The sequence below is a fragment of the Pseudoalteromonas sp. S3776 genome (genome assembly GCF_005886915.1).
Taxonomy (GTDB): domain Bacteria; phylum Pseudomonadota; class Gammaproteobacteria; order Enterobacterales; family Alteromonadaceae; genus Pseudoalteromonas.
In genome coordinates this window covers 1-21,669 of record NZ_PNCU01000015.1, presented here as the reverse complement: position 1 = coordinate 21,669, position 21,669 = coordinate 1, and the positions used below count along the sequence as shown (strand labels likewise).

General features: G+C 39.1%; 21 protein-coding genes. 10 read left to right on the top strand and 11 right to left on the bottom strand.

Annotation, left to right across the window (positions count from 1 at the left end; all coding sequences use genetic code 11):
• Positions 1-4: 4 nt before the first annotated feature.
• Both CWC16_RS07270 and CWC16_RS07265 read right to left on the bottom strand, forming a co-directional pair.
• Complete coding sequence (locus CWC16_RS07270) at positions 5-823, bottom strand: M23 family metallopeptidase (RefSeq protein WP_138541051.1); 819 nt, start codon at positions 821-823, stop codon at positions 5-7.
• On the bottom strand, positions 816-1,673 hold the full coding sequence (locus tag CWC16_RS07265; protein ID WP_138541050.1) for a 6-carboxytetrahydropterin synthase: 858 nt from the start codon (positions 1,671-1,673) through the stop codon (positions 816-818). The genes CWC16_RS07270 and CWC16_RS07265 overlap by 8 nt, the downstream gene beginning before the upstream one ends.
• 205 nt (positions 1,674-1,878) lie before the next feature.
• On the opposite strand from CWC16_RS07265, the gene fabA reads away from it, so the two are divergent.
• Positions 1,879-2,394, top strand: a complete 516-nt coding sequence (fabA, locus tag CWC16_RS07260) for a bifunctional 3-hydroxydecanoyl-ACP dehydratase/trans-2-decenoyl-ACP isomerase (RefSeq protein WP_004586523.1) — start codon at positions 1,879-1,881, stop codon at positions 2,392-2,394.
• A gap of 66 nt (positions 2,395-2,460) precedes the next feature.
• Here fabA and rmf read toward each other — a convergent pair whose 3' ends face one another.
• On the bottom strand, positions 2,461-2,631 hold the full coding sequence (gene rmf, locus CWC16_RS07255; RefSeq protein ID WP_004586522.1) for a ribosome modulation factor: 171 nt from the start codon (positions 2,629-2,631) through the stop codon (positions 2,461-2,463).
• A 602-nt stretch (positions 2,632-3,233) separates the two neighbouring features.
• Between rmf and acuR the strand changes: the two genes are divergently transcribed.
• The 3 genes from acuR to CWC16_RS07240 all read left to right on the top strand — a co-directional run bounded on the left by acuR (position 3,234) and on the right by CWC16_RS07240 (position 5,396).
• Positions 3,234-3,866, top strand: coding sequence for an acrylate utilization transcriptional regulator AcuR (acuR, locus tag CWC16_RS07250; RefSeq protein WP_138541049.1), 633 nt, complete (start codon positions 3,234-3,236; stop codon positions 3,864-3,866).
• Positions 3,867-3,916: 50 nt separating this feature from the next.
• Positions 3,917-4,906 carry an acrylyl-CoA reductase (NADPH) gene (acuI, locus tag CWC16_RS07245; protein ID WP_138541048.1) on the top strand — a complete coding sequence of 330 codons (990 nt, stop codon included), beginning with the start codon at positions 3,917-3,919 and terminating at the stop codon, positions 4,904-4,906.
• A gap of 73 nt (positions 4,907-4,979) precedes the next feature.
• Positions 4,980-5,396 carry a VF530 family protein gene (locus CWC16_RS07240; protein ID WP_055014778.1) on the top strand — a complete coding sequence of 139 codons (417 nt, stop codon included), beginning with the start codon at positions 4,980-4,982 and terminating at the stop codon, positions 5,394-5,396.
• A gap of 255 nt (positions 5,397-5,651) precedes the next feature.
• On the opposite strand, the gene CWC16_RS07235 is transcribed toward CWC16_RS07240, so the two are convergent.
• Positions 5,652-6,083: a DUF3859 domain-containing protein gene (locus tag CWC16_RS07235; RefSeq protein WP_138541047.1), complete on the bottom strand. Its 432-nt coding sequence runs from the start codon at positions 6,081-6,083 to the stop codon at positions 5,652-5,654.
• Positions 6,084-6,249: 166 nt separating this feature from the next.
• On the opposite strand from CWC16_RS07235, the gene CWC16_RS07230 reads away from it, so the two are divergent.
• A complete protein-coding gene (locus tag CWC16_RS07230) occupies positions 6,250-7,239 on the top strand; it encodes a YHYH protein (protein WP_055019551.1) in 990 nt (329 codons plus the stop codon).
• 23 nt (positions 7,240-7,262) lie between these two features.
• Positions 7,263-7,787, top strand: a complete 525-nt coding sequence (locus CWC16_RS07225) for a hypothetical protein (RefSeq protein WP_138541046.1) — start codon at positions 7,263-7,265, stop codon at positions 7,785-7,787.
• 48 nt (positions 7,788-7,835) lie between these two features.
• Here the strand turns inward: CWC16_RS07225 and CWC16_RS07220 are convergent, their stop codons facing one another.
• Positions 7,836-9,653, bottom strand: a complete 1,818-nt coding sequence (locus CWC16_RS07220) for a protein kinase domain-containing protein (protein ID WP_138541045.1) — start codon at positions 9,651-9,653, stop codon at positions 7,836-7,838.
• Positions 9,654-9,887: 234 nt separating this feature from the next.
• On the opposite strand from CWC16_RS07220, the gene CWC16_RS07215 reads away from it, so the two are divergent.
• Positions 9,888-11,903: a TonB-dependent receptor gene (locus tag CWC16_RS07215; RefSeq protein WP_138541044.1), complete on the top strand. Its 2,016-nt coding sequence runs from the start codon at positions 9,888-9,890 to the stop codon at positions 11,901-11,903.
• Between the two features lie 58 nt (positions 11,904-11,961).
• On the opposite strand, the gene CWC16_RS07210 is transcribed toward CWC16_RS07215, so the two are convergent.
• A complete protein-coding gene (locus tag CWC16_RS07210; protein ID WP_138541043.1) occupies positions 11,962-12,621 on the bottom strand; it encodes an NADPH-dependent FMN reductase in 660 nt (219 codons plus the stop codon).
• A 631-nt stretch (positions 12,622-13,252) separates the two neighbouring features.
• On the opposite strand from CWC16_RS07210, the gene CWC16_RS07205 reads away from it, so the two are divergent.
• Positions 13,253-14,452: an Nramp family divalent metal transporter gene (locus CWC16_RS07205; protein ID WP_138541042.1), complete on the top strand. Its 1,200-nt coding sequence runs from the start codon at positions 13,253-13,255 to the stop codon at positions 14,450-14,452.
• 13 nt (positions 14,453-14,465) lie between these two features.
• Here CWC16_RS07205 and CWC16_RS07200 read toward each other — a convergent pair whose 3' ends face one another.
• The 4 genes from CWC16_RS07200 to CWC16_RS07185 form a co-directional block, all read right to left on the bottom strand.
• On the bottom strand, positions 14,466-15,371 hold the full coding sequence (locus CWC16_RS07200; RefSeq protein ID WP_138541041.1) for a cation diffusion facilitator family transporter: 906 nt from the start codon (positions 15,369-15,371) through the stop codon (positions 14,466-14,468).
• A 193-nt stretch (positions 15,372-15,564) separates the two neighbouring features.
• A complete protein-coding gene (locus tag CWC16_RS07195; RefSeq protein ID WP_138541040.1) occupies positions 15,565-16,008 on the bottom strand; it encodes a hypothetical protein in 444 nt (147 codons plus the stop codon).
• Positions 16,009-16,025: 17 nt separating this feature from the next.
• Positions 16,026-16,262: a hypothetical protein gene (locus tag CWC16_RS07190; RefSeq protein ID WP_138541039.1), complete on the bottom strand. Its 237-nt coding sequence runs from the start codon at positions 16,260-16,262 to the stop codon at positions 16,026-16,028.
• A 71-nt stretch (positions 16,263-16,333) separates the two neighbouring features.
• Positions 16,334-17,347, bottom strand: coding sequence for a DUF5924 family protein (locus CWC16_RS07185; protein WP_138541038.1), 1,014 nt, complete (start codon positions 17,345-17,347; stop codon positions 16,334-16,336).
• A gap of 557 nt (positions 17,348-17,904) precedes the next feature.
• Between CWC16_RS07185 and CWC16_RS07180 the strand changes: the two genes are divergently transcribed.
• Together CWC16_RS07180 and CWC16_RS07175 are read left to right on the top strand one after the other, a co-directional pair.
• Positions 17,905-18,879, top strand: coding sequence for a DUF1852 domain-containing protein (locus tag CWC16_RS07180; protein ID WP_138541037.1), 975 nt, complete (start codon positions 17,905-17,907; stop codon positions 18,877-18,879).
• Positions 18,880-18,908: 29 nt separating this feature from the next.
• Complete coding sequence (locus CWC16_RS07175; protein ID WP_138541036.1) at positions 18,909-19,940, top strand: methionine synthase; 1,032 nt, start codon at positions 18,909-18,911, stop codon at positions 19,938-19,940.
• Between the two features lie 334 nt (positions 19,941-20,274).
• Here CWC16_RS07175 and CWC16_RS07170 read toward each other — a convergent pair whose 3' ends face one another.
• The gene (locus tag CWC16_RS07170) at positions 20,275-21,249 is read right to left on the bottom strand and encodes a transposase (RefSeq protein ID WP_138541035.1); all 975 of its coding nucleotides are present in this window, start codon (positions 21,247-21,249) and stop codon (positions 20,275-20,277) included.
• Positions 21,250-21,669: the final 420 nt, after the last annotated feature.

Below are 21,669 nucleotides of genomic sequence, written 5' to 3'. Positions count from 1 at the left end.
GTCTCTACTTTTTATTAGCAAGTTTATCTTGCATCAATAATGCTGGGTCTAGGCGCTCGCCTTCCCAGTTAAAACGCCAATCTAGGTGTGGGCCTGTTACACGCCCTGTTGCACCTATTTCAGCAACTTTATCGCCTTGAGTGATAGTATCGCCTACTTTTACGTCCAACTTACTTAAATGTATATAGGTTGAAGTAACGCCATGTCCGTGGTCTATAATAAGTGTGCCACCTGAGTAATATAAGTCGGGATCAGCAAACACCACGGTGCCGCTAATAGGCGCATATACAGGTGAACCGGTTTTATTAGCAATGTCTAAACCAAAATGTGGGCGTCGAGGTTCGCCATTAAAATAGCGCTGACTGCCATAAACACCGGATATACGACCCTGAGCAGGCTTAAGTACAGGATCTAAAAAGTATTGTAAATCAGAATTAACTGCGCGCGCTTTACGTATTGCTTGCGCTTCACGGCTAATACGTGCGCTTACTTCTTTAGGGGGCGACACATATTTTTTTGCCACACCGGTAATTTTATCAATTTTATAATCACGTTTAGTGATCATTAAATCTTGCGTGTGTGTGTTACCGTTACTATCTACCCACTCAAGGGTGTGCTTTGATTTAGCATCGCGACCAAAACCAAATACAAAATCCCCACTTTGAGTTAACTTTAATGTTTTACCATCTAACGACACGGTTTTTACATTTTCAAGCTTGCCTGTCACTAAGCCGCCTTGAGTGAGGTGCCCTTTTAGCTCAAGCGCTAATGCACTAAAGCTAGTTGTGGTTACAAGCGCTGTTGCTAAAAGAGTTTTAAGCATAACTAATCGATCCCTTTCCTACGCCTTCATAAGCGGTAATTTTTACGTCTTTATCTGGGTATTCTGCCTTTACTTGCTCTGCTAAGTGTTGAGCAATACATTCTACCGTTGTATCTACGGGTAAAATGTCACAACGAGATTCACTAATAGCCATTTCAAAATAGCCTTGTGCTGCGGTGTAAGCAAAACACACATCATCGCCTTTAGCACTAATGTGTTTAAGTTCGCTTGCAGCGATTTGGTCTTCACGTGTGGCTAAATAAATATCTTGCCATTTTTCAGCCCATTGCTTTTGTAAGCGAGGCATAGACATACCATTTAAACTAATACCTATTTGCGAGCGATGGCCATGAATAATGCGCTGACAGTTACCATCATGCTTTTTAAGGCCATGACTGTAGTGATAATAAAAGCTTTGGCTGTGCTCTGGTTTTAGCGACAATTCAATTTTTTCAATATTACTTGGTAGTTTAGGTAAAATAGTGTCGATTAAAAATTCAGTAACTGATTCAACACTAATTTCTGGTGCATCTATCATGCAATAAGCTTGATGCGGAGCACTCATGGCTAAATGGTGGTTATCACCAAATGTACAATCGAGCGTTTTGTATGTATCAAATTCTTGTACCGTGCCATTTAAACCTTTAGCAATGGCTAGTTTGTGGTCTAAACAGTCGTCAATTATGCCTTTAATTTGCTTTTTAACTAAGCCAAAGTCTAACACCATAGACTCTTCGTTTAGCTTGCCATGCAACGTTAAGTCAACAATCCAGCTCTCGCCAACGGCGCCGCGTTTGTTACATAAGTAAGAAAAATCAATCACTGTTAGTGAGTTAACAAAAAGGATCATAAACTTCCTTTAAACTGGTTATAAGTCAGGGGTAATTATAATGATTTCTGATTATAATTGCGCGGTTTTATGGTCTAAAAAGCAGTCTCCACTACTGATTGGCGGTAAATCACGCAAAAAAGTGTCTTTTTTCAACTGCTCCGAGTTGTTTGGCGTACAAGTGTACGCTAAAGTACTTGGCAATTTCTAAGCGAAGATAAGTGTTATGGAACCTAAAAATAGCTATACAAAAGAAGATTTGATCCTATGTGGTCAAGGTGAGATGTTTGGTGAAGGTAACTGCCGTTTACCAAGCGACAACATGTTAATGATGGACCGTATTACTTCAATCACTGCTGATGGCGGCGAGCACGGTAAGGGCCAAATTGTAGCTGAGCTTGATATTGACCCAAGCCTTTGGTTTTTTGACTGCCATTTTAAAGGCGATCCAGTTATGCCAGGCTGCTTAGGCCTAGATGCTATGTGGCAACTGGTTGGCTTTTTCTTGGGCTGGTCTGGTGGCCCCGGTTTAGGCCGTGCGCTTGGTGTAGGTGAAGTTAAATTTACCGGCCAAATTTTACCTACAGCTAAAAAAGTAACGTACCGCCTTGATATGAAACGTGTAATAAAGCGTAAATTATTTATGGGCATGGCTGATGGCACAGTTGAAGTAGACGGCCGCGTTATTTACGAAGCAAAAGATCTAAAAGTGGGCTTATTTCAAGATACGAGCGCATTTTAATATTATATATTTATGCAAAAAAGCCTCCATATGGAGGCCTTTTTACGTTAATTCTTTTGTGATGAATTAGGTTTTGTACATGTTTCGGTTTTCAATTGCTTCGCGCCAACCGCCTAACCATTCAGACTTAGGATCGATTTGCTGATAAGGGCATAGTTCTTTTGAGCGCCCAGCCAAACCTGCTTTAAAACCTTGAGAATGAGCTCTTTCTAAACGATCTCTTTTTTGTCTCTTCATCGGTAATATCCTCACCTTTTTTAATTATAAATTTTGTAGCATTAGTGAAATCTACATTTAATGAATAGTTAATAAAAATGTTAAATTCAAATAGCAAAATTAATTAATTTGTTTGACATTAACTAACCTGCTGATGCAAAAATAATTTAACATTTATAAAAACACAGTGGTCATACCACTTAATTTCTTACTGCTTATTTAATTTACAATACGGCTATCTAACCGCTTAAATGCACTTATGTGCTTAATGTCGGACACACCATTTTTGGCTTAGTTCCCTACAATAATGTAATCATGACAATTTTATTGCACTCTTAATTTTGAATAAAAAACAGTTCAAATGATTTATTTTTGAACAACTGGTATTAGTGCTTGATTAATTAAAGTCGATCGGTCTAATATGGGTTAACACAAAAAAGACTATAAAACCAATTCGCATAATTAAGTGATCAATTTTGAGGATGGGTAAATGTGTTTATAGCAAGGCAAAAAATTCGCTATTTAGTTATTCTAAATGAGAATTTTTTAACGCAGATAGCGACACGTTTAGCCCCTGAAAATGATTAAGTATTATTGCTGATTGGTATAAGGGGTTACTAATAATGAATACAGCTCAGGCACCTGCACGGCGCGGAAGGCCCCCTAAAATACCTCGCGAAAACGCTGATACGAAAGCGCATCTTATTCGGATTGGCCTAGAAACCTTAACTGAATTTGGTTTTAGCGCAACTGGCCTTGATACCATTTTAAAAAAAGCCGGTGTGCCTAAAGGCTCGTTTTATCATTACTTTAAAAGTAAAGAGGCGTTTGGTATTGCTTTAGTAAATGCCTACGATGAATACTTTATCACTAAGCTTAAAAAATACTTAACCGATAGCAGCACCCCGCCGCTTGAACGTTTAATACACTTTACGCAAAGTGCCATAATGGGCATGCAAAAATATCAGTACAAACGCGGTTGTCTAGTCGGAAACTTAAATCAAGAGCTCAACCATTTAAGTGATGAGTTTAAAACACGCTTATTACAAAGCTATGTTGCATGGCAGCAGCAAGTTGAGCAGTGTTTAAATGAAGCACAACAACAAGGCACACTTGCTAAATCTGTTAATACAAAGCTTATGAGTGAATATTTTTGGATTGGCTGGGAAGGCGCTGTTATGCGCGCTAAATTAACCCAATCAAGCAAACCCCTAACACTGTATACAGAAATGTTTTTACGCGCATTACTCACCTAATGCGCATTTTATTTAGCCATTAAAAACCGATCGGTCTAAAAGGATATGTTATGAGTAACCCAATTAAAGCTATTGTAATTACGAAAGACGAAAACTACGCTGCCGCGCTTAGTGGTGTGCAGCAAAGTGACCTACCAGATCAAAACGTGCAACTTGATGTACTTTATAGCACGCTCAATTACAAAGATGGGCTAGCCATTACAGGTAAAGGCCCTGTCGTGCGTAGCTTTCCTATGGTGCCCGGCATTGATTTGGTGGGTACAGTAAGTGGAACAAGTACGGATGAATTTAATGTTGGCGATAATGTAATTTTAAATGGCTTTGGTGTAGGCGAAAAACACTGGGGCGGCCTTGCACAAAAGGCATCGCTTAATAGTGACTGGTTAATCCCCCTCCCTGCAGCGCTTTCGCCAAAACAAGCAATGCAAATTGGCACTGCGGGTTACACAGCAATGCTCAGTGTTATTGCCCTTGAAAAACAAGGTATTACACCAAGTGATAGTGAAATATTAGTGACCGGCGCAAACGGTGGTGTTGGCAGCTTTGCCATTTATTTATTAAATCAGCTGGGTTATAACGTAACCGCTGCAACAGGGAGAATGAAGCAAAGCGATTACTTAAAGGAGCTGGGTGCATCACAAATTATTAGCCGCGATGAGCTTTCAAACCCAGGTAAGCCACTTCAAAAAGAACGTTTTGCTGGCGCTATAGATTCGGTAGGCAGCCACACACTTGCTAATATTTGTGCATCGCTTAAATACGGTGGTGTGGTTACTGCGTGTGGTTTAGCCCAAGGCATGGATTTACCCGCCTCTGTAGCGCCCTTTATTTTACGTGGTGTATCTTTAATTGGTATAGACAGCGTTATGCGCCCTAAAAAAGACAGAATCGAAGCATGGGACAGACTAGCAAGCTTAGTTAAAGCCGATTACCTTGATAAAATTTCAACCGAAATTACACTTGAGCAAGTCATTGAAAATGCCGAGCAACTTATGGACGGTAAAATTCGCGGCCGTGTCGTTGTTAATTGCCAAAGTTAAGCAATTTTATCTATTAAAGCCTCGTTATTAAATTTATAATGACATTTGTATTTTTATTAATGAGGCAACACCTATGAGCAACCAAGATCTTTACAGTAATAACCCACTGCAAGGCGTAAAATTAGAGCAAGTGGTTGAAGAACTGGTTGAGCAATATGGGTGGGAGCTACTGCACGCTTATTTGCAATTAAACTGTTTTAAAAACAACCCAGATATAAAATCGGCGGTTAAATTTTTACGTAAAACACAATGGGCACAAGAAAAGGTAGATAACTTTTACCTATACCGTCTTAAAAACTTGCCTAAACCCGACGATGTACAATACCAATTACCGCCACGAGATAGAGTTATTCCTGCGGATCATAAACCGGGGGAGCCGTGCGAACTAAGCTTTAGTGATGCAAAGCGAATTATGGAAAAAAAGGCCACTAAACAACGCGCCAGAGCACGAAAGCAACGTTCAAACGCCAGTAACCCGTGGGGTAACTAAGTTAACCTCAACTCTGGATAATAAATCTATCTCTAGCAGCTATTTTCAGCGCTAACAGCGTTGAATTTACTTGCAATAGGCTAGCTATTGACGCATAAATTCGCCTTGTTTTCACCGAAAACCGCTGGCTAGAGAATTAAGCTTAAAGATCATCATGATAAATTATGTTGGTATATCTCTTAACCAGAGTCCAGGTTAAGTTATATTTTTAAAGCCAATGTATATTGGCTTTTTTTAGCGCTGCAATATAAGAGCTTAGTAACCACGTTTGCGCCAAAAGTCATTAACTGAGCCTTGCTCTTCAAGCGCAACTTTAAATGTTTTATCAGCAATAATTTTATTGTTCAGGGTAAGTGTCATCCGCCAATCACCTAATTTATTTTCAATAGGCTCCCACAGCGTATCCCCTAAATAAAACTGCCAGTTATTCTCTTTAATGTATTCAACGCCTGCAAAGGGCGGCATTATTTCACCATTACTGTTTGGTATATCAGGGTGATAAATACAAAAGTGGAGTTTTTCCCCTTTGGCTTTTTTGATATTAATTATTAAACCAAATTCAACATCAAGCTTAGCAATAACATTGGTTGTAAATTGCTCAATTTGTGGCAGCGTCTTACTTTTACTATCCCATGTAGAATAAATGCCGAAGCTTTGAATTGACACCTCAGGTTTTGATTTTGCCATTACACCATTCTTTATTTTGGGCTGTTAAAACACTGATTTTATAATACTTACATCTTAAGTAAAATCATCCATTAACATACATACTCAATGTTGTTGTATTTTTGCACATTGCTTGCACATTTAAGATTAAAAATAGCGTCAATTAGTACTTAATTGGCTGTGTACAATGAATCACTCACTACCTAATAAAATTAAACTATTAAAAATTTCGTTATTAAGCGCAGCAATTTGCTCTATTGTTGCATGCGGTAGTGATGAGCAAAGCATAACAACCGCTACCGATGAAAGTACACCTTCAAGCAGTAACAGTACAACAGCAACAGGTAGCAGCTCTACCGAACAAGTGCTATGTGATTACAGTTACAATGAATACAACGACTCTACATCAGTGCAAACCACCAGCTCTGCTGATTGGGCATGCACAGGGACAACACGCGATGTAGTCGCTAATGGCATTCCAGATCATGATGTAGGCACGTTCCCTAACCCCGATAATCCAAACACCATTTCTGAACAAACTGTGAGTGAAAGCTTTACGCTAACGCCTATACAAAGCGATACCACAACCTTAATGGGCGGCCCTCGTGGCGTATTAGGCATAGTACTAAATGGCGTTAAAATTGATGCTGGTACAGGCGGCAGCTGCGATGATTCTGGCGATAACTGTTCGCTTGGCGATAATAGTGGCAACTGGAGTATTGAAGCTCTAAGCCAAGATACTTTTAGTTTTGGTACAGATGATAACAACGCACATGTCCAGCCCGATGGCACCTATCATTACCATGGCATGCCAGAGGGATTTGTTACCCTTAGAGGCGGCAACAGCTCAACAATGACTCTAATTGCATGGGCGGCTGACGGGTTTCCTATTTATGCGCGTTATGGCTACAGCACCGCTGATGATGCCAGTTCGCCGCTTAAAGTGATGACAGGTAGCTACCAGCATATTAGTACAGTAAGCGATAACCGCCCTTCTATCGAAATTTATCCTCTGGGTACTTTTGCACAAGATTGGGAGTATGTAGCTGGCTCTGGCGATTTAGATGAGTGTAACGGGCGCTTTGGTGTTACCCCTGAATTCCCACAAGGCATATACCATTACTACGCAACCGATACTTACCCGTTTTTTCAGCGCTGTGTGAAAGGCGAACTGTAAATTAGATTATAGGCAAAGTGAGTATGATGAATATACAAAAAAAAGCACTGGTTGCGCTTATATTAGTAGCTAACATGGTTATAGCTCCAGTTGCTTATGCACATTTAATGGTGGCTCAACACGGAACATTAAACGTGATTGATAATCATGCCTTTATAGTTCTCTCGTTGCCTATTTCGGCATTTAATAACCTTGATGACGATTTGAACAAAAAAGTCTCTTTGGATGAATTTAACGCCCATAAAAAGCAAATCCGCAAAATCATAAAGCAAGGCATTTATTTAAACGATCATCTTTATAAGTTTTCCCTAGAAGGCTTATTATTAAACCCTGAAGTGTCGCATGATGATGCTAATAATATTGAGCACATAACGATTACAGGCCGCTATACAGTGCCAGTTATAACTAAGCAGCTTAAATTAAATGTTAGGTTATTTAGTAAAAATTCTGATTTAAACAAATACCACATTACCGCCAATAATAAACAGCAAAAATTGAGTCATCAATTCGCTGTTACACCCCGTACACCTTTTAGCACAGTGTTTTAAACTAACAATTAAGTAGCCAAGGGCAGACTTACTATTAAGCTGCCCTTTTTACTGTGCTAATAATTTGGGGTTTTTAGGATAGAAATTATCTGGTTGTTTTTCGCAAAGCGAAAATTCGCGAGTGTTTTTATAAGGAAGCTTCATAAATCCTGCTACCCCCACATCAGTAATATTCACAGCATACTGCATTAATTTATTAAGTAACCGTTTAAACTCTGCTTCTTTGCTTTCATCGAGTAAGCGATAATAATGATGTATTTTCATTCTATCAGGCAAGGCTTCAAAAATAATACACCCCGTATGATGAATTTGGTTTAACTCAAACACGCATTTAATTACCTTTTTAGGCAATTGCAGCTGCTCATCAGGGTCTTTACCGTCTTCAAAATAAGAATGTGGCCGTGCAATTTCATTGGCTTTCATACTGACAACTTCATAATCAAGCTCAGGAAGATTATCAAACTTAAACGCCCCTGTTCCATCTCGCTCTAATTGAATCGTTTTACGCGCATCAAATAAACAACATTTAAATAGCCCTTTTTGATTAATTGCTAGAGCCAGCATCACGGTATTGTTAATGGCATCGGTAAAGGCTGCTTTTAAACTTTCATCATGCACAATAAGCGATGACTCAACAAACAACGACTCATCTTTCCAATGAAAACTCAATCCACCCACAACTGGGTATTTAGCTAAGCGGCTAATAGAAGCCAAAAAGGCTTTTTCGGTATCCCCAGTATCAAACAAAAACTCTTTATAGTAGCGGTCTAGTTGCGCATCGTTAACATCAAGCAGTTGCTGATTATGATCGGCCTGGCGTAAAAACTGTTTGCGTGAGCTATATACTACGGTGTCGGGCTTATCGCCTTTGCCAAACCAATACGGAATAGCAGGACGCGGCTGCTCTTTTTTAAGCTCAGGCAGATAGGCCTTAGCCATTTTGGTAATGTTACGCATAAAGTAATCGCCTGCACCATCACGTATGGTTTTATTTTTAGACAGCATGCCATCAATAACATTGGCAAGCTCTTTGGGTAAACCAAGCGAGCTTACAGGAATGGCTTGCGCGCCAAAACGACATGATTGAGCAGAGGCAAGTGCATATAACGTTGAGGCAACACCTTGCTCGTCAAAGCGCGGGGATGACTGCTCACCCGACATTTGCGCATCACCTATAAAATACACATCGCCCATTCTGGCATTAGTAGTGCTTAAATCGCCCGACATTAAATCCATAAAATTACTGGCTATAGGCTCGCCATTACTATCAACCTGTGCGTAAACAGAGCTTCCCCAATCAACTAAAGACAGCGCATCGCTTTGCTCATCCCACACCAAGTTAGAAGGTTTAATATCGCCATGCACTATAGGTTGAGGGGTTAAACCATTTTTATGATTACGAAGATCAATTAATACATTACGCAGCCGCACCGCTAATTGCATAATATGGGAGGCACTAAAACGCCCTTTTTTTAGTGATACTTTTTCAAGGTCTTCACCAATGGCGCGGGCCATCATTAAAATACCTTGCTTTTTTATACGCTCAAACGCATAAAAGGTTGGCACGAGCGGGTTATTAATTTGCGAGAGCATATACGCTTCGTCTTCTAGGCGGTCGCGCACACTTTGGGCAAGCGTAATACGCGAGAACTTAAACACCCAAGGTAAATTATTTTCGTCAGTGCCAGCAAATACAAACCCAAACGCGCCTGAGCCAATCATCTCAACATTTTTATAGCCAAGTGCGGTCAATTGCTTAATACAAATATTAAGCCATTGACGATGTTTTTTTGCATCCCGGTGAGAGAGCAAATAAATAGACTGCTCTTCGTTTATATAAAAATTACGAATTTCTTTGGCTTTCAATACAGGCTCTTTGTTGTTTGCGTTAATTAGTGAGTTAGCCAGATGATTATTAGTGTTATATAGGTAGATTACAATAGCCCGATAGCTCTTTTTACCTGTGCTTATAGGCGAGATTACACACAACACTTACAACAACTAACACACCTTTTTAACAAATACCGCATCCAATTAACCTGCTAAGCCGTATTTAAACTATCAGCTTATTATAGATAGCAATACATAGGGATTTTAGTCATGAAAAATGTAGTCATACTTTCAATAAGCGCGTTTTATTGCACAGCTAGCTACGCAAATATTGAAACCATTACAGTGTATGGGCATAGAGATGGATTAATTGGTAACTCTATAAGTGCCTCGAGCGGCATTATTGGCCAAGGTGAAATACAGCAACGCCCGATGCTCAGAAGCGCTGAAATGTTAGAGCTTATACCGGGTATGGCAGTCACTCAGCACAGTGGCTCTGGAAAAGCGAATCAATATTTTATTAGAGGCTTTAATTTAGATCATAGCACCGACTTTGCCACCAGCATTGAGGGCATGCCTATCAATATGCGAAGCCATGGTCACGGCCAAGGTTATACCGATCTTAATTTTATTATCCCAGAAGCTATTTCAACTATAAATTATCAAAAAGGGTCATACAGTGCGTCACAAGGTGACTTTTCAAGTGCTGGGAGTGCACAGTTTAAATTGGCTGACAATTTAAAGCATCAACAAATCGAGCTTAGCATAGGAGAAGATAATTATAAGCGTGCTGTAGTACTTGGCTCTACAAACCTAAAAACAGGCAGGCTCATTGCAGCAGCTGAATGGCAAGGTTACGACGGCCCATGGGACAAAATAAACGAAGACGTGAATAAAAAAAATGCCCTCTTACGCTATATCGGTAAAGCGTTAAATGGGGAGCTTTCAATAAGTGCAATGGCTTATGACAATACATGGAACTCAGCCGATCAAATTCCTAAGCGGGCTGTAACGCAAGGTTTAATAAATCAATTAGGCTCGCTTGATACAACCCTTGGCGGCAATTCTAGCCGTTACAGTTTATCAACTAACTGGCAAAGCGGGCATGTTAAAGCCAGCGCTTATATTATCAATTACGATTTAAACCTGTATTCTAATTTTAGTTACTTTTTAAATGATCCAATTAATGGCGATCAATTTAATCAGCAAGATAGCCGCAGTATTTATGGCACCCATGTAAGCTATCAGTTCGACACGCAAACACCAGCTATAAACATGCAACATACTGCAGGGATTGAGCTTCGCCACGATGACATTAATAACGTAGGGCTGTATAACACAAAAGCCAGAAAACGACTGAATACAGTAAGGCAAGACGCACTCAAGCAAACTAGTTACTCAGCCTATTGGGAGTCTAAACTTTTACTTACACCAAAATTTGAGGCTACCGCGGGTGTAAGGTACGACTATTTTGACACAAACGTTACTAGTATTACTGCTGTAAACTCAGGTAAAACAAACGATGATTTAATTAATTTTAAAGCAAGCTTAAATTACCGTTTCACTGATTTGCTCGCTGCCTATGCTAATTGGGGTCAATCATTTCATTCTAACGATGCACGAGGCTCTACAATTACAATTGACCCAATTACAGAAGAACCGGCACAGCAAGTCGACCTATTAGTAAAAAGTGAAGGCGCTGAAATTGGATTACGCTTTGCTGATGATAAAAAATATAATATATCGGCTGCACTTTGGTGGTTAACCCTCGACTCAGAGCTATTATTTGTGGGGGATGCCGGTAATACAGAGCCAAGTGATGCATCTAAACGTTATGGGTTAGAGCTAAGTGCTTATTATTGGATAAACGACAAGTTTAGTCTTGATTTAGAAACCTCGTTTACGCATTCTCGCTTAGATATTAATGATAAAAATAACTACATAGAAGGGGCTGTGCCGGTAGTAGCAAGTACAGGTTTAAACTGGCATATAAGTGATCAATGGCAGTCATCAATTAGAGTACGCCATATTGGTAAACGTACATTAACAGATGACGGTGATAAACGGTCAAACCCATTAACGGTAGTCAATAGTGCTATTAGCTATAAACAAACGCACTGGAAAATCGACCTAGAACTACTCAATTTATTTAACAGTACCGATCACGATATAGATTACTACTACGCTTCGCGCCTACCGGGCGAGCCTGCGCAAGGTGTTGAAGATAACCACTTTCATCCAATTGAACCTCGCACAGCCCGCTTATCAATTAGCTTGTTGTTTTAACCGATCAATATACTGTATATAAATACAGTAACCATATAAATCGCACCTTGTTACAACATTAAGGTGCGTTACGCTCAGATGGGTCTGTCTTAAAGCTTTTAAGCATACTGTGAGGATCGACACGTTTAGTCTGCTGACTGCACGCCTGTGCCCACCACATAAGTTGGCTAAAAGTACGCGAATAATAATTAAACCACGATTTTTTATCTTCGCTCTCACACGTTGAGCCATCGTTATTTAGTCGCTCTTGCGCCTTAGGTACATGAATCATCGCTGAAACCGGCAAACACCCAAGCTCAGATAAAAAAGTGCGTAAACTAATTGCTGCCCTAAGCCCTCCCCATTGCCCTGCCGAATAGGTGACAATAGCGCTTGGCTTATACGAAAACAGCGAGCTACCAAAATGATTTAATAAATCAGCTAATGCTGGGCTCATACTATGATTGTACTCTGGGCTTACCATAATATAGCCATCAGCTTGACTAATTTTATCTGCTAAAGCTGTTAAATGTTCAGGAGCTTGGCTTTTTGCATAAGCAAAATGAGGCTTAAATACATCCTCAGAAGGAAAATCGAGCGCGTCTATAAGCTCATACTCATGCTCGCTGTAACGATCGTTTAAACATTCAAGGCATGACTTAGCCACGCGTTCACCTAACCGAGCTGGCTTAGGTGGCGTGCTATCTCTGATGGTGCCTAAAAAAACTAAAAATTTCATAAATGCCTCTTTATTTAAAAACTTATTACACTTTATGGATTAAGTCTTGTTAGATCAAAAGAAAAGGAGCATTTAAATAACAACATATTTTGATTGAACTTTGATGACCTTTGCGGATTAAGATTAGTTCAAACTAGGGGCTATTTAATCGCAGTGTGAAGCCCAGTGCCCTAAATAACTGCGGCTAAGTTATTTTAATCTCTTATATTCATGTAATAATAAATAAAAACCGCGAAAAGATTTCGAAGCCTGCTCAAACACTTACCTAAATACCAAATAGGTTCCTGCAATTTTTAACCTTGAAAAGCCTACAGACCCTACTTTATTAGCAAATAGCTCACACTTTTAAATGTACCGTTATTTGCTCGTATTACAATCTATGGGTAGGATAGATTATGCACATTGCTGAAATATAAATACAATTTAAGCGTATTGTGTAATTTACCAGCAAGTAAACATTTGGCTCTTTAATTCTATTTATAAGTTGGTATCCTACGCGGCTTTTTGATAACCCTGTTATAAAAATTAGCCAAGGTGGGCTCTCGCTGCATGGCACATATAGTGGCAGCAATCTAGGTTCAACGTAATAAAACGTTGTTCTAAATTTAAAAGCAAATATTAAGGTAACAGTATGCGATTTGGCCCAGGATTACTTGTAACAGCTGCATTTATTGGCCCCGGAACAATCACCACGGCAAGTGTTGCCGGTGCAAACTTTGGATTTGCATTAATTTGGACATTACTCTTTTCAGTTATGGCCACTATTTTGTTGCAGTCTATGGCTGCTCGATTAGGCGTAACAACAGGGCAAAATTTAGCGCAAGCGTTACGTGCTCACATTAAAACCCCTTATCTTAAAGCACTTGCTAGCTTTTTAGTAATAAGTGCAATTGGTGTAGGCAGCGCTGCTTATGAAGCCGGAAACCTCAGTGGTGCAAGTATGGGGCTCGTTGGTATTTTTCCAGGGGTAAGTGCACAAATATGGACACCCGTAATTGCTGTATGTAGTGCCATTCTTTTATACAGTGGTAAGCACAAGGTGGTAGAAAACGCATTAATACTGCTGGTGATCCTTATGAGCCTGGTATTTATATCTACATTAATTATGGCTGCGCCACCCATTACTCAGGTACTTACTGGGTTTATACCTACAATGCCAAGTGGCTCAATTACAACAGTACTTGCCCTAATTGGCACAACCATAGTGCCGTATAACTTATTTTTGCACTCTGGTGTTTTAGCAGCGCAAGATCATTCTAAAAGTGATAAAGACACTGTTATTAAACAAACTAATTTAGACACAGGTTTATCTATTACGCTCGGTGGTGTGATCACCCTTGCCATTTTATCAACCGCATCTGTTGCCTTTTATGGCACCGATGCCGGTAAAATTAGTGCAGCAAATATGGCCGTACAACTTGAGCCTCTTCTTGGCGAAGCAGCGCACTACTTTTTTGCTATTGGTTTATTTTCTGCAGGGTTAACCAGCGCAATAACAGCCCCACTAGCTGGCGCGTATGCTGTATGTGGCATGCTTGGCTGGTCAAGCGAAATGAGTAACACCCGTTTTAAAACAGTCGCCATTACTATTTTAGCTTTTGGTGCTTTTGTGGCTTCATTGGGGCTTGACCCTGTTGCGGTGATTATATTTGCACAAGCTGCAAATGGATTACTACTGCCCATAATTACCGCGTATTTGGTGTGGTTAGTTAACCAAAAAACAGTAATGGGCAAATACACCAACTCAACACTTTTAAATGTAGTTATATTACCCGTGCTACTACTTATTTTTTCGTTAAGTTGTTACAAGCTATCAGGGTTGATTTTTTAAAACTAATCAACGTTTAATCATGGGCATGCCCATGGTTAAACATACAACCTTCGCTCCCCTGGCTGCTTTCAACCTGAATGGTGGCATGTTCAATATCAAAGTGGTCATGTAAATGGTGCTGTACTTCAATTAAAAAGTCGTTATTTAATGCGTTGTTGTCAGTGACCAGGTGAACAATAAGCGCAGACTCTGTGGTACTTAGTGGCCACACATGTAAACCATGCACACCTTCAACATGCTCAATGCTTAAAAAATACTGCTTTAGTTTTTCTATACTAATATTTTTTGGTACAGCATCGGTGGCGTAATTGAGCGAGTCTTTAAATAATCCCCATGTGCCAATAAACACAATCACTACAATACTCAAACTTACAACAGGGTCCACCCACTGCCAGTTTTTAAATAAAATAACAATGCCGGCAATTACCACACCTAAAGACACCGCAGCATCGGCCGCCATATGTAAAAAGGCACCTCTAATATTTAAATCGTGCTTTTGCCCTTGTACAAACAACAATGCAGTTAATGTGTTAATAACTACACCAATAAGCGAAACCACAATAACCGTCATGCCGGTAACCGGCTGAGGATTATTAAAACGCTCAATCGCGTGCCAAGCTATGCTGATAAGTGCAGCTATAAGTAAAACAGAGCTCAATAACGATGCTAATACGGTAGATTTTTTATAACCAAAGGTACGTTTGTTAGTTGCCGCTTTATTAGCTAACACATTGGCGCCCCATGCGAGCAATAAACTGACAACATCGCTAAGGTTATGCCCTGCATCGGCTAAAAGCGCTAATGAGTTAGCAAAAAAGCCATAGCCTGCTTCTATTAATACAAAGATAAGATTGAGTAAAACACCGATAGCAAATGCACGGTTATAATGACTAATATGATGGCTGTGATCGTGACTCATACGACTCCTTACATCAGTAAATAACATTAATTATACCAATCCGCATAGGTAAGTGATCTATTTTGAGGATGGATAAACGTGTTGATAGCAAGGCAAAAAATTCGCTATTTAGTTGTTCTAAATGAGAATTTTTTAACGCAGATAGCGACACGTTTAGCCCCGCAAAATGATTAAATATTATTGCGGATTGGTATTATGTATTTGTGCGAAGATATTTAAGCGTACCTAATAAATAAAACAGCCCATAAATACTGCATACAACTGAGCTTATAATCCAAAACTGCATAGAGTTATGATGAATGGCCTGGCTGGTAGTTAAAAAAGGAATGGTTAAACCTGCAATACCGCGCACTAAATAAATTGCAGTGATTAATACCAAAGCCGTTTTTAATAAAGGCAGCTTTAAAATAACACCTGCGCCAGAGAGCGCATACAAGCCCCATATAGCAAGTACGGCTGATATAATTAAAGTAACAAAGGTAGGATACGTACTTCCCTGCTCAGCCAACTGCGCCATGTGTTCGCCAGCACCAAAAAAGCGATACCAATCAGGGCCGCCAAAGATACAGGCAATATGTAAAAGTGACGCTATAAAACTTAAAAGCCCCGCTATAACCAATAGCTTATTAAACTTCATAGACTTATAAACCTAAGTTATTGGTTTATATAAGCAACAAAACCAATTAACGCTGCGTAAAAGCTAAAACCAAGTAAACATATTAGGTAAACATTTTTAGCTTTATTTGCCTTAAAGCTCACATAATCTTTAATATCAGCTTTAAACTTACCAAAGGTGAATACATTTAAAATTGCACAGCCGGTAGAGTACAAAATAAACCCTAAAATGGTTTCTATCATTAGCCATATAAAAATATCTAAAGCAATGCTCATAACACTCATCCATTAAGTAATTTAAAAATAGCGTATCAAATTTAAATTTGTTTATCAGTTTATTTATAGCCTTAAGGTGTAACAATAAATTTCGTAAGCCCTATAAGTTGCCCCGACTCGGTTACCACTTTTACCTGCCATTTACCTTGAGCGTCATGCGGAAAATTAACCTTATGCGTCCATGCTCTGTAGCCTTGTTTTCGCCCACCATTAATATTGAGCGTAATTCTATCAATCTCTTTTTTATTTTGTATCCATACATGAAATATCTTTTCGTTTAAACCTCGTGGCGCTTTTACTGCGGTCCACGTGTACAGCCCTTCACGATGAAGTGTATATAAATCAAGAGTATCAATGCTGCCTAACGGTTTTTTATGCTCTACATCTATCTTGTGTGCCAAGGTAATATCGGTTAAACGCAAGGCTGCCGGCGGTACAAAACTGCGAAGCTGCCAAACTCCAGCACTTATTGCGCATAAAATTAAAACTAAAATAGGAAAACGCCACCAGCGCGCATCAGGCATTAAGTTTGCTAAGCTAGGTAAAGTAATTAGCACAGAGGTTACAAGTGCAATGGCTAAACTTTGGCTCGTGGTTAGGTTTAATAAAATAGGCAAGGTAACAAGTAAAACCACGAATAATGCAAAGTCATGAAATACTGTGAATAGTGTGCGGTTTTTAGCTAATTTTTTATAGTAAAATGGATCTATTACCGATATTAATGCACACAAAACAATCAGCGATGTAAAAAGTGCTTGTGGGTGATCCCACTGCGTAACCGCTAAAAAAAACGGTAACGCAAAAAATAGGCTTTCTTGCTGCACCATTTGCAGGGCAAAGCGCATTACATTGGGAGATACCGCCACCCCAAAACGCTCTTCTACTTTATCGCGTAGCCAATTATCGATAATCAACCAAAACCAGCTAATAAGTAAAACGATAGCAATAACCTGCGAGAACGACTCTTTTCTATCAACCATTACATAGCTTGCAACTCCTGAACAAAACGCCAATACCGCCAATAACCCAGGTCTTTTTTGCATTGCCACTATAAATTGTGTAATGAGATTTTTTAGTTTATTCATTTATTTAAACGTCCGTGCATAATGATCTTTATTATTATCAAGTTAGTTAAATCAGTGTAACTAAGCGTAGATGAACAACACATAGATGCCTGCAGGTATTCTTTTAGTTGTTGTATTAAAAATAAACCCCATTTAACCGCTATTATAATGAATAACTGGCTATAACACGCCTTTAAAAATGACAGTAATTTTTAAAACGGTAATACAAAGCACTAATTAAAATAAGGGTTACGGCCATGCCTGAATTTTATTAATGCACAACATGAATTCACCACAACAAACCCACCTAGACGTCTAAACATCTAAAATTTAGATGCTGTTCAATTGTTTTACACGCTCAAACACAGAGATATGCTCTCTCAGTAACTGCATTGATTTATATAAATGAATCAAACTCATGTTTTATGTGAAATTAAACCGTTTTTATTAAAACACCGATCAGCGTATAAATTATCCATCGGCCAGCGCTTATAAGCATTAAGCCTGTTTATTACAAAACCATCTTTTGAGCACACCAAAGGCTCAGGTTTTAAATATACAAAATGGATAGAGTCACCATGAATAAAAACATTACATTTAATATTAAAAGTCAGCGCCTTGATGAAAACTACCACCCCGCTGAAAACACCCGTATTACCACTAATTTTGCAAACTTAGCACGAGGCGAGCACCGCCAACAAAACTTAAAAAAAGCGCTCAATATGATCAAAAACCGCTTTAACACCCTTGCTAATTGGGATAACCCCACCGGTGAGCGCTACAACCTTGAGCTTGAGATTATTTCTGTAGATATTAGTTTAGATGAAAACAGCCAACGCTTTCCTTCTATAGAAATATTAAAAACAAATATTGTTGATAACAAAACAAATAAGCGCATAGAAGGTATTGTTGGTAATAACTTTTCGTCGTACGTACGTGACTACGACTTTAGCGTGTTACTTCAGCAACATAATAAAAATAAAGCGCAATTTAGTATTCCCGATAATTTTGGTGAGCTGCATGGTAAATTATTTCAATCGTTTGTAAGCTCAAACACCTATAAGCAACACTTTAAAAAACCACCGGTAATATGCCTCAGTGTGTCAGATAACAAAACCTATCATCGCACTGCCAACCAGCACCCTATTTTAGGTATTGAATATCAACCAAACGAGTCTTCGTTAACAGAGCAATACTTTAAAAAAATGGGCCTACAGGTGCGTTACTTTATGCCTGCAAATAGTGCCGCACCTTTTGCCTTGTTTTTCTTTGGTGACTTACTAAACGATTACACCAACCTTGAGCTAATAAGCACCATTAGCACAATGGAAACATTTCAAAAAATTTATCGCCCAGAAATTTATAACGCCAATGCCAAAGCGGGTAACGCCTTTAAGCCTAATTTAAAAAATGCCGACCACTCACTCACGCAAATTATTTACGACAGAGATGAGCGCAGTAAATTAGCCGCCGAGCAAGGCAAGTTTGCTGAAGAGCATTTTATAAAACCGTATAAATCAGTGCTTGAGCAATTTACAACAGCAAACGTTTAACCTTATTTTAATAAAGGGTCACTCTTATTATGAAAACATTATTACCTACATCTACAGCAGGCAGTTTACCAAAGCCCTTATGGCTTGCAGAGCCAGAAACTCTTTGGTCGCCGTGGAAGCTTGAAAACAATGAACTGATTGAAGGCAAAAAAGACGCCTTGCGCATTGCACTCCACTCACAACAACTCGCTGGTATTGATATAGTGAGCGATGGCGAGCAAACACGCCAACATTTTGTAACTACATTTATAGAGCACCTTAACGGTGTTGATTTTGAAAAACGAAAAACCGTAAAAATACGCGACCGTTACGATGCAAGTGTACCAAGCGTAGTGGGCCCTGTTAGCCGCCAAAAACCCGTATTTGTAGAAGATGCTAAGTTTTTGCGCTCGCAAACTAACCAACCTATAAAGTGGGCACTACCCGGCCCCATGACCATGATAGATACACTGTATGACGACCATTACAAAAGTCGCGAAAAACTAGCGTGGGAATTTGCTAAAATACTCAACCAAGAAGCCAAAGAACTCGAAGCCGCAGGCGTAGATATTATCCAATTTGATGAGCCCGCGTTTAATGTATTTTTTGATGAAGTAAACGACTGGGGCATTGCCTGTTTAGAGCGCGTAATTGAAGGGTTAAAATGCGAAACCGCAGTGCATATTTGTTACGGCTACGGCATTAAAGCTAACACCGATTGGAAAAAAACATTGGGCAATGAATGGCGCCAGTACGAAGAAGCTTTTCCTAAATTACAGCAATCAAATATTGATATTATCTCACTTGAGTGTCATAACTCGCACGTACCTATGGATTTACTCGAACTCATTCGTGGTAAAAAAGTAATGGTGGGTGCTATTGATGTTGCCAGTAATGAAATAGAAACACCCGAAGAAGTAGCCGCTACTTTACGCAAAGCCCTACAGTTTGTAGATGCTGATAAACTCTACCCTTGCACAAACTGCGGCATGGCGCCACTTTCGCGCGAAGTTGCAAACGCTAAGCTTAATGCATTGAGCAAAGGCGCTGAAATAGTAAGAAAAGAGCTATTAGGGTATTAAAGCTTACTTTAAAATCAGCTATGTAATTAAAACCTGCGCATTTATGTAAATATAAATGCGCAGGCTTAGTTATTTAAGGCCTTGTAAGCTCAAGCGTATCATTCTCAAAATTTATAACTGCTTTGAGATTAATAGAATTAGTAGTGTCACCCAAGTTAATTTACATACAAAATGTGTCACTAAATTTGCTGTTCTGATTCTGAATTTATTATTTATTGCTGGCTCACTTTTCATTTCATCCATTAAATAAGTCAGTGGCATTCTCAAACCTGAATTACACGCATGAAAATATCTGCAAGATTGCAGTTTTAATTTTTACTGAGTAATTTTTAATTTATGCGAGTAGCTTTTCGCAGTTGCTAATATTTGAACGCCGTTTGCGCTTTAAATTTTCACAGTAACTTACTTGTGAAGTGGGTCTGCCTACTGCACCATGAAATACGCGCGTAAATTGCGTAGTGAGTTTTAACCAGTTTTCGGGGGATATATTAAGTCTTTCTAGCAGAGGAGGGTTCATATTATCAATGTGCCCCCGTTTATCCTCTCGTATTATTCGCCCTGTTAACTCAACAAGTTCAAGGTAAGATTTAAGCTCAAACGGCAGCCCTTTAGGCATAATCTGACGTGGTATACCTGCAAAACGTAGTAACTGCTTAGGTTGTTTACCTTCTGCCGCGCATGTTAAGCGATTTTGTACACTGGTATGGTCTGATTCTTCTGGTTTGTTAGCCATTTTAGCTCTAATGAGATTTAAATCGACATAGGCCATGCAGGCTGCAAATGCTGCTTCATCTAGTAATGCTTGCGATTTGAACCTTCCCTCCCAGAATCGTCCTGTGCAGTTATCTTCTTTATTTGCTCTGCGAGCAATGTTTTCATTTAACAACCGCATAAACCAGCTGATACTTGATAGGCGCTCTCGGTATTGCTTTACTGTTTGATTAAAAAAGATAAGTTCAACTTTACTTAGCTTTTCACCCTGTATGTATTTTTGTGTTAACAATGTGCCTTTACAGAGTTTATGCCAGCGAATAATAATCGCTTTATCATTTAGCCTATTCGCTTTTTTATCATCTACATACAGTACTAAGTGCGTGTGATTACTCATAACGGCATAAGCACACACGTCGATACAAAATACCTTAGCTAATTCAAGCAACTTATCCTCAACCCACCCTCGTCGATGCTCGTAAGATTGACCAGTAAAACGGTCTTCTCCACACAAAAAAGCACGACGAACACACCGTGAAATACAATGGTAGTATTTTGTATCAACCAAACTTACTTGTCGCTTTCTTGCAATTGCCATAAGACACCCAGCTCGTTTTTTACACTGATTAAAACGTAGTCTTCAATTTTAAAAAGAGCAAAATTTAAGATGGGTGTCTATTTTATTTTCTGTCAAGGGGCTGATAATTGTTGGCTAAAATGTGTAGCGAAGCGAAACCGAGCCAACTGTTAGCATTGTCCCTGTTTAATGACTTGTTAGCTTTTTAAATTTATTACCTTTGGAAGAGAGCCTCCTATAGGTAACGATCCCGTAGTTTTAGGTTTACGACTTTTTTTTAAGATTCGGAGACTGTAAGTATTTAATGAAGGTAGCTCATCTATTATCGGTTTTTGTGGTTTAAGAATCTTCTCTCCATTTTCATAAACCCATTCATTACCGGATGAATCCTTAATAGATATAGGATAAAACTTATAACTAGTTCATAGCTTAGTTCTTAAG

Excerpts from the sequence above, each read along its gene's own strand:
- CWC16_RS07270 (WP_138541051.1), bottom strand. The coding sequence starts at position 823 with ATGCTTAAAACTCTTTTAGCAACAGCGCTTGTAACCACAACTAGCTTT.
- CWC16_RS07265 (WP_138541050.1), bottom strand. The coding sequence starts at position 1,673 with ATGATCCTTTTTGTTAACTCACTAACAGTGATTGATTTTTCTTACTTA.
- fabA (WP_004586523.1), top strand. The coding sequence starts at position 1,879 with ATGGAACCTAAAAATAGCTATACAAAAGAAGATTTGATCCTATGTGGT.
- rmf (WP_004586522.1), bottom strand. The coding sequence starts at position 2,631 with ATGAAGAGACAAAAAAGAGATCGTTTAGAAAGAGCTCATTCTCAAGGT.
- acuR (WP_138541049.1), top strand. The coding sequence starts at position 3,234 with ATGAATACAGCTCAGGCACCTGCACGGCGCGGAAGGCCCCCTAAAATA.
- acuI (WP_138541048.1), top strand. The coding sequence starts at position 3,917 with ATGAGTAACCCAATTAAAGCTATTGTAATTACGAAAGACGAAAACTAC.
- CWC16_RS07240 (WP_055014778.1), top strand. The coding sequence starts at position 4,980 with ATGAGCAACCAAGATCTTTACAGTAATAACCCACTGCAAGGCGTAAAA.
- CWC16_RS07235 (WP_138541047.1), bottom strand. The coding sequence starts at position 6,083 with ATGGCAAAATCAAAACCTGAGGTGTCAATTCAAAGCTTCGGCATTTAT.
- CWC16_RS07230 (WP_055019551.1), top strand. The coding sequence starts at position 6,250 with ATGAATCACTCACTACCTAATAAAATTAAACTATTAAAAATTTCGTTA.
- CWC16_RS07225 (WP_138541046.1), top strand. The coding sequence starts at position 7,263 with ATGATGAATATACAAAAAAAAGCACTGGTTGCGCTTATATTAGTAGCT.
- CWC16_RS07215 (WP_138541044.1), top strand. The coding sequence starts at position 9,888 with ATGAAAAATGTAGTCATACTTTCAATAAGCGCGTTTTATTGCACAGCT.
- CWC16_RS07210 (WP_138541043.1), bottom strand. The coding sequence starts at position 12,621 with ATGAAATTTTTAGTTTTTTTAGGCACCATCAGAGATAGCACGCCACCT.
- CWC16_RS07205 (WP_138541042.1), top strand. The coding sequence starts at position 13,253 with ATGCGATTTGGCCCAGGATTACTTGTAACAGCTGCATTTATTGGCCCC.
- CWC16_RS07200 (WP_138541041.1), bottom strand. The coding sequence starts at position 15,371 with ATGAGTCACGATCACAGCCATCATATTAGTCATTATAACCGTGCATTT.
- CWC16_RS07195 (WP_138541040.1), bottom strand. The coding sequence starts at position 16,008 with ATGAAGTTTAATAAGCTATTGGTTATAGCGGGGCTTTTAAGTTTTATA.
- CWC16_RS07190 (WP_138541039.1), bottom strand. The coding sequence starts at position 16,262 with ATGAGCATTGCTTTAGATATTTTTATATGGCTAATGATAGAAACCATT.
- CWC16_RS07185 (WP_138541038.1), bottom strand. The coding sequence starts at position 17,347 with ATGAATAAACTAAAAAATCTCATTACACAATTTATAGTGGCAATGCAA.
- CWC16_RS07180 (WP_138541037.1), top strand. The coding sequence starts at position 17,905 with ATGAATAAAAACATTACATTTAATATTAAAAGTCAGCGCCTTGATGAA.
- CWC16_RS07175 (WP_138541036.1), top strand. The coding sequence starts at position 18,909 with ATGAAAACATTATTACCTACATCTACAGCAGGCAGTTTACCAAAGCCC.
- CWC16_RS07170 (WP_138541035.1), bottom strand. The coding sequence starts at position 21,249 with ATGGCAATTGCAAGAAAGCGACAAGTAAGTTTGGTTGATACAAAATAC.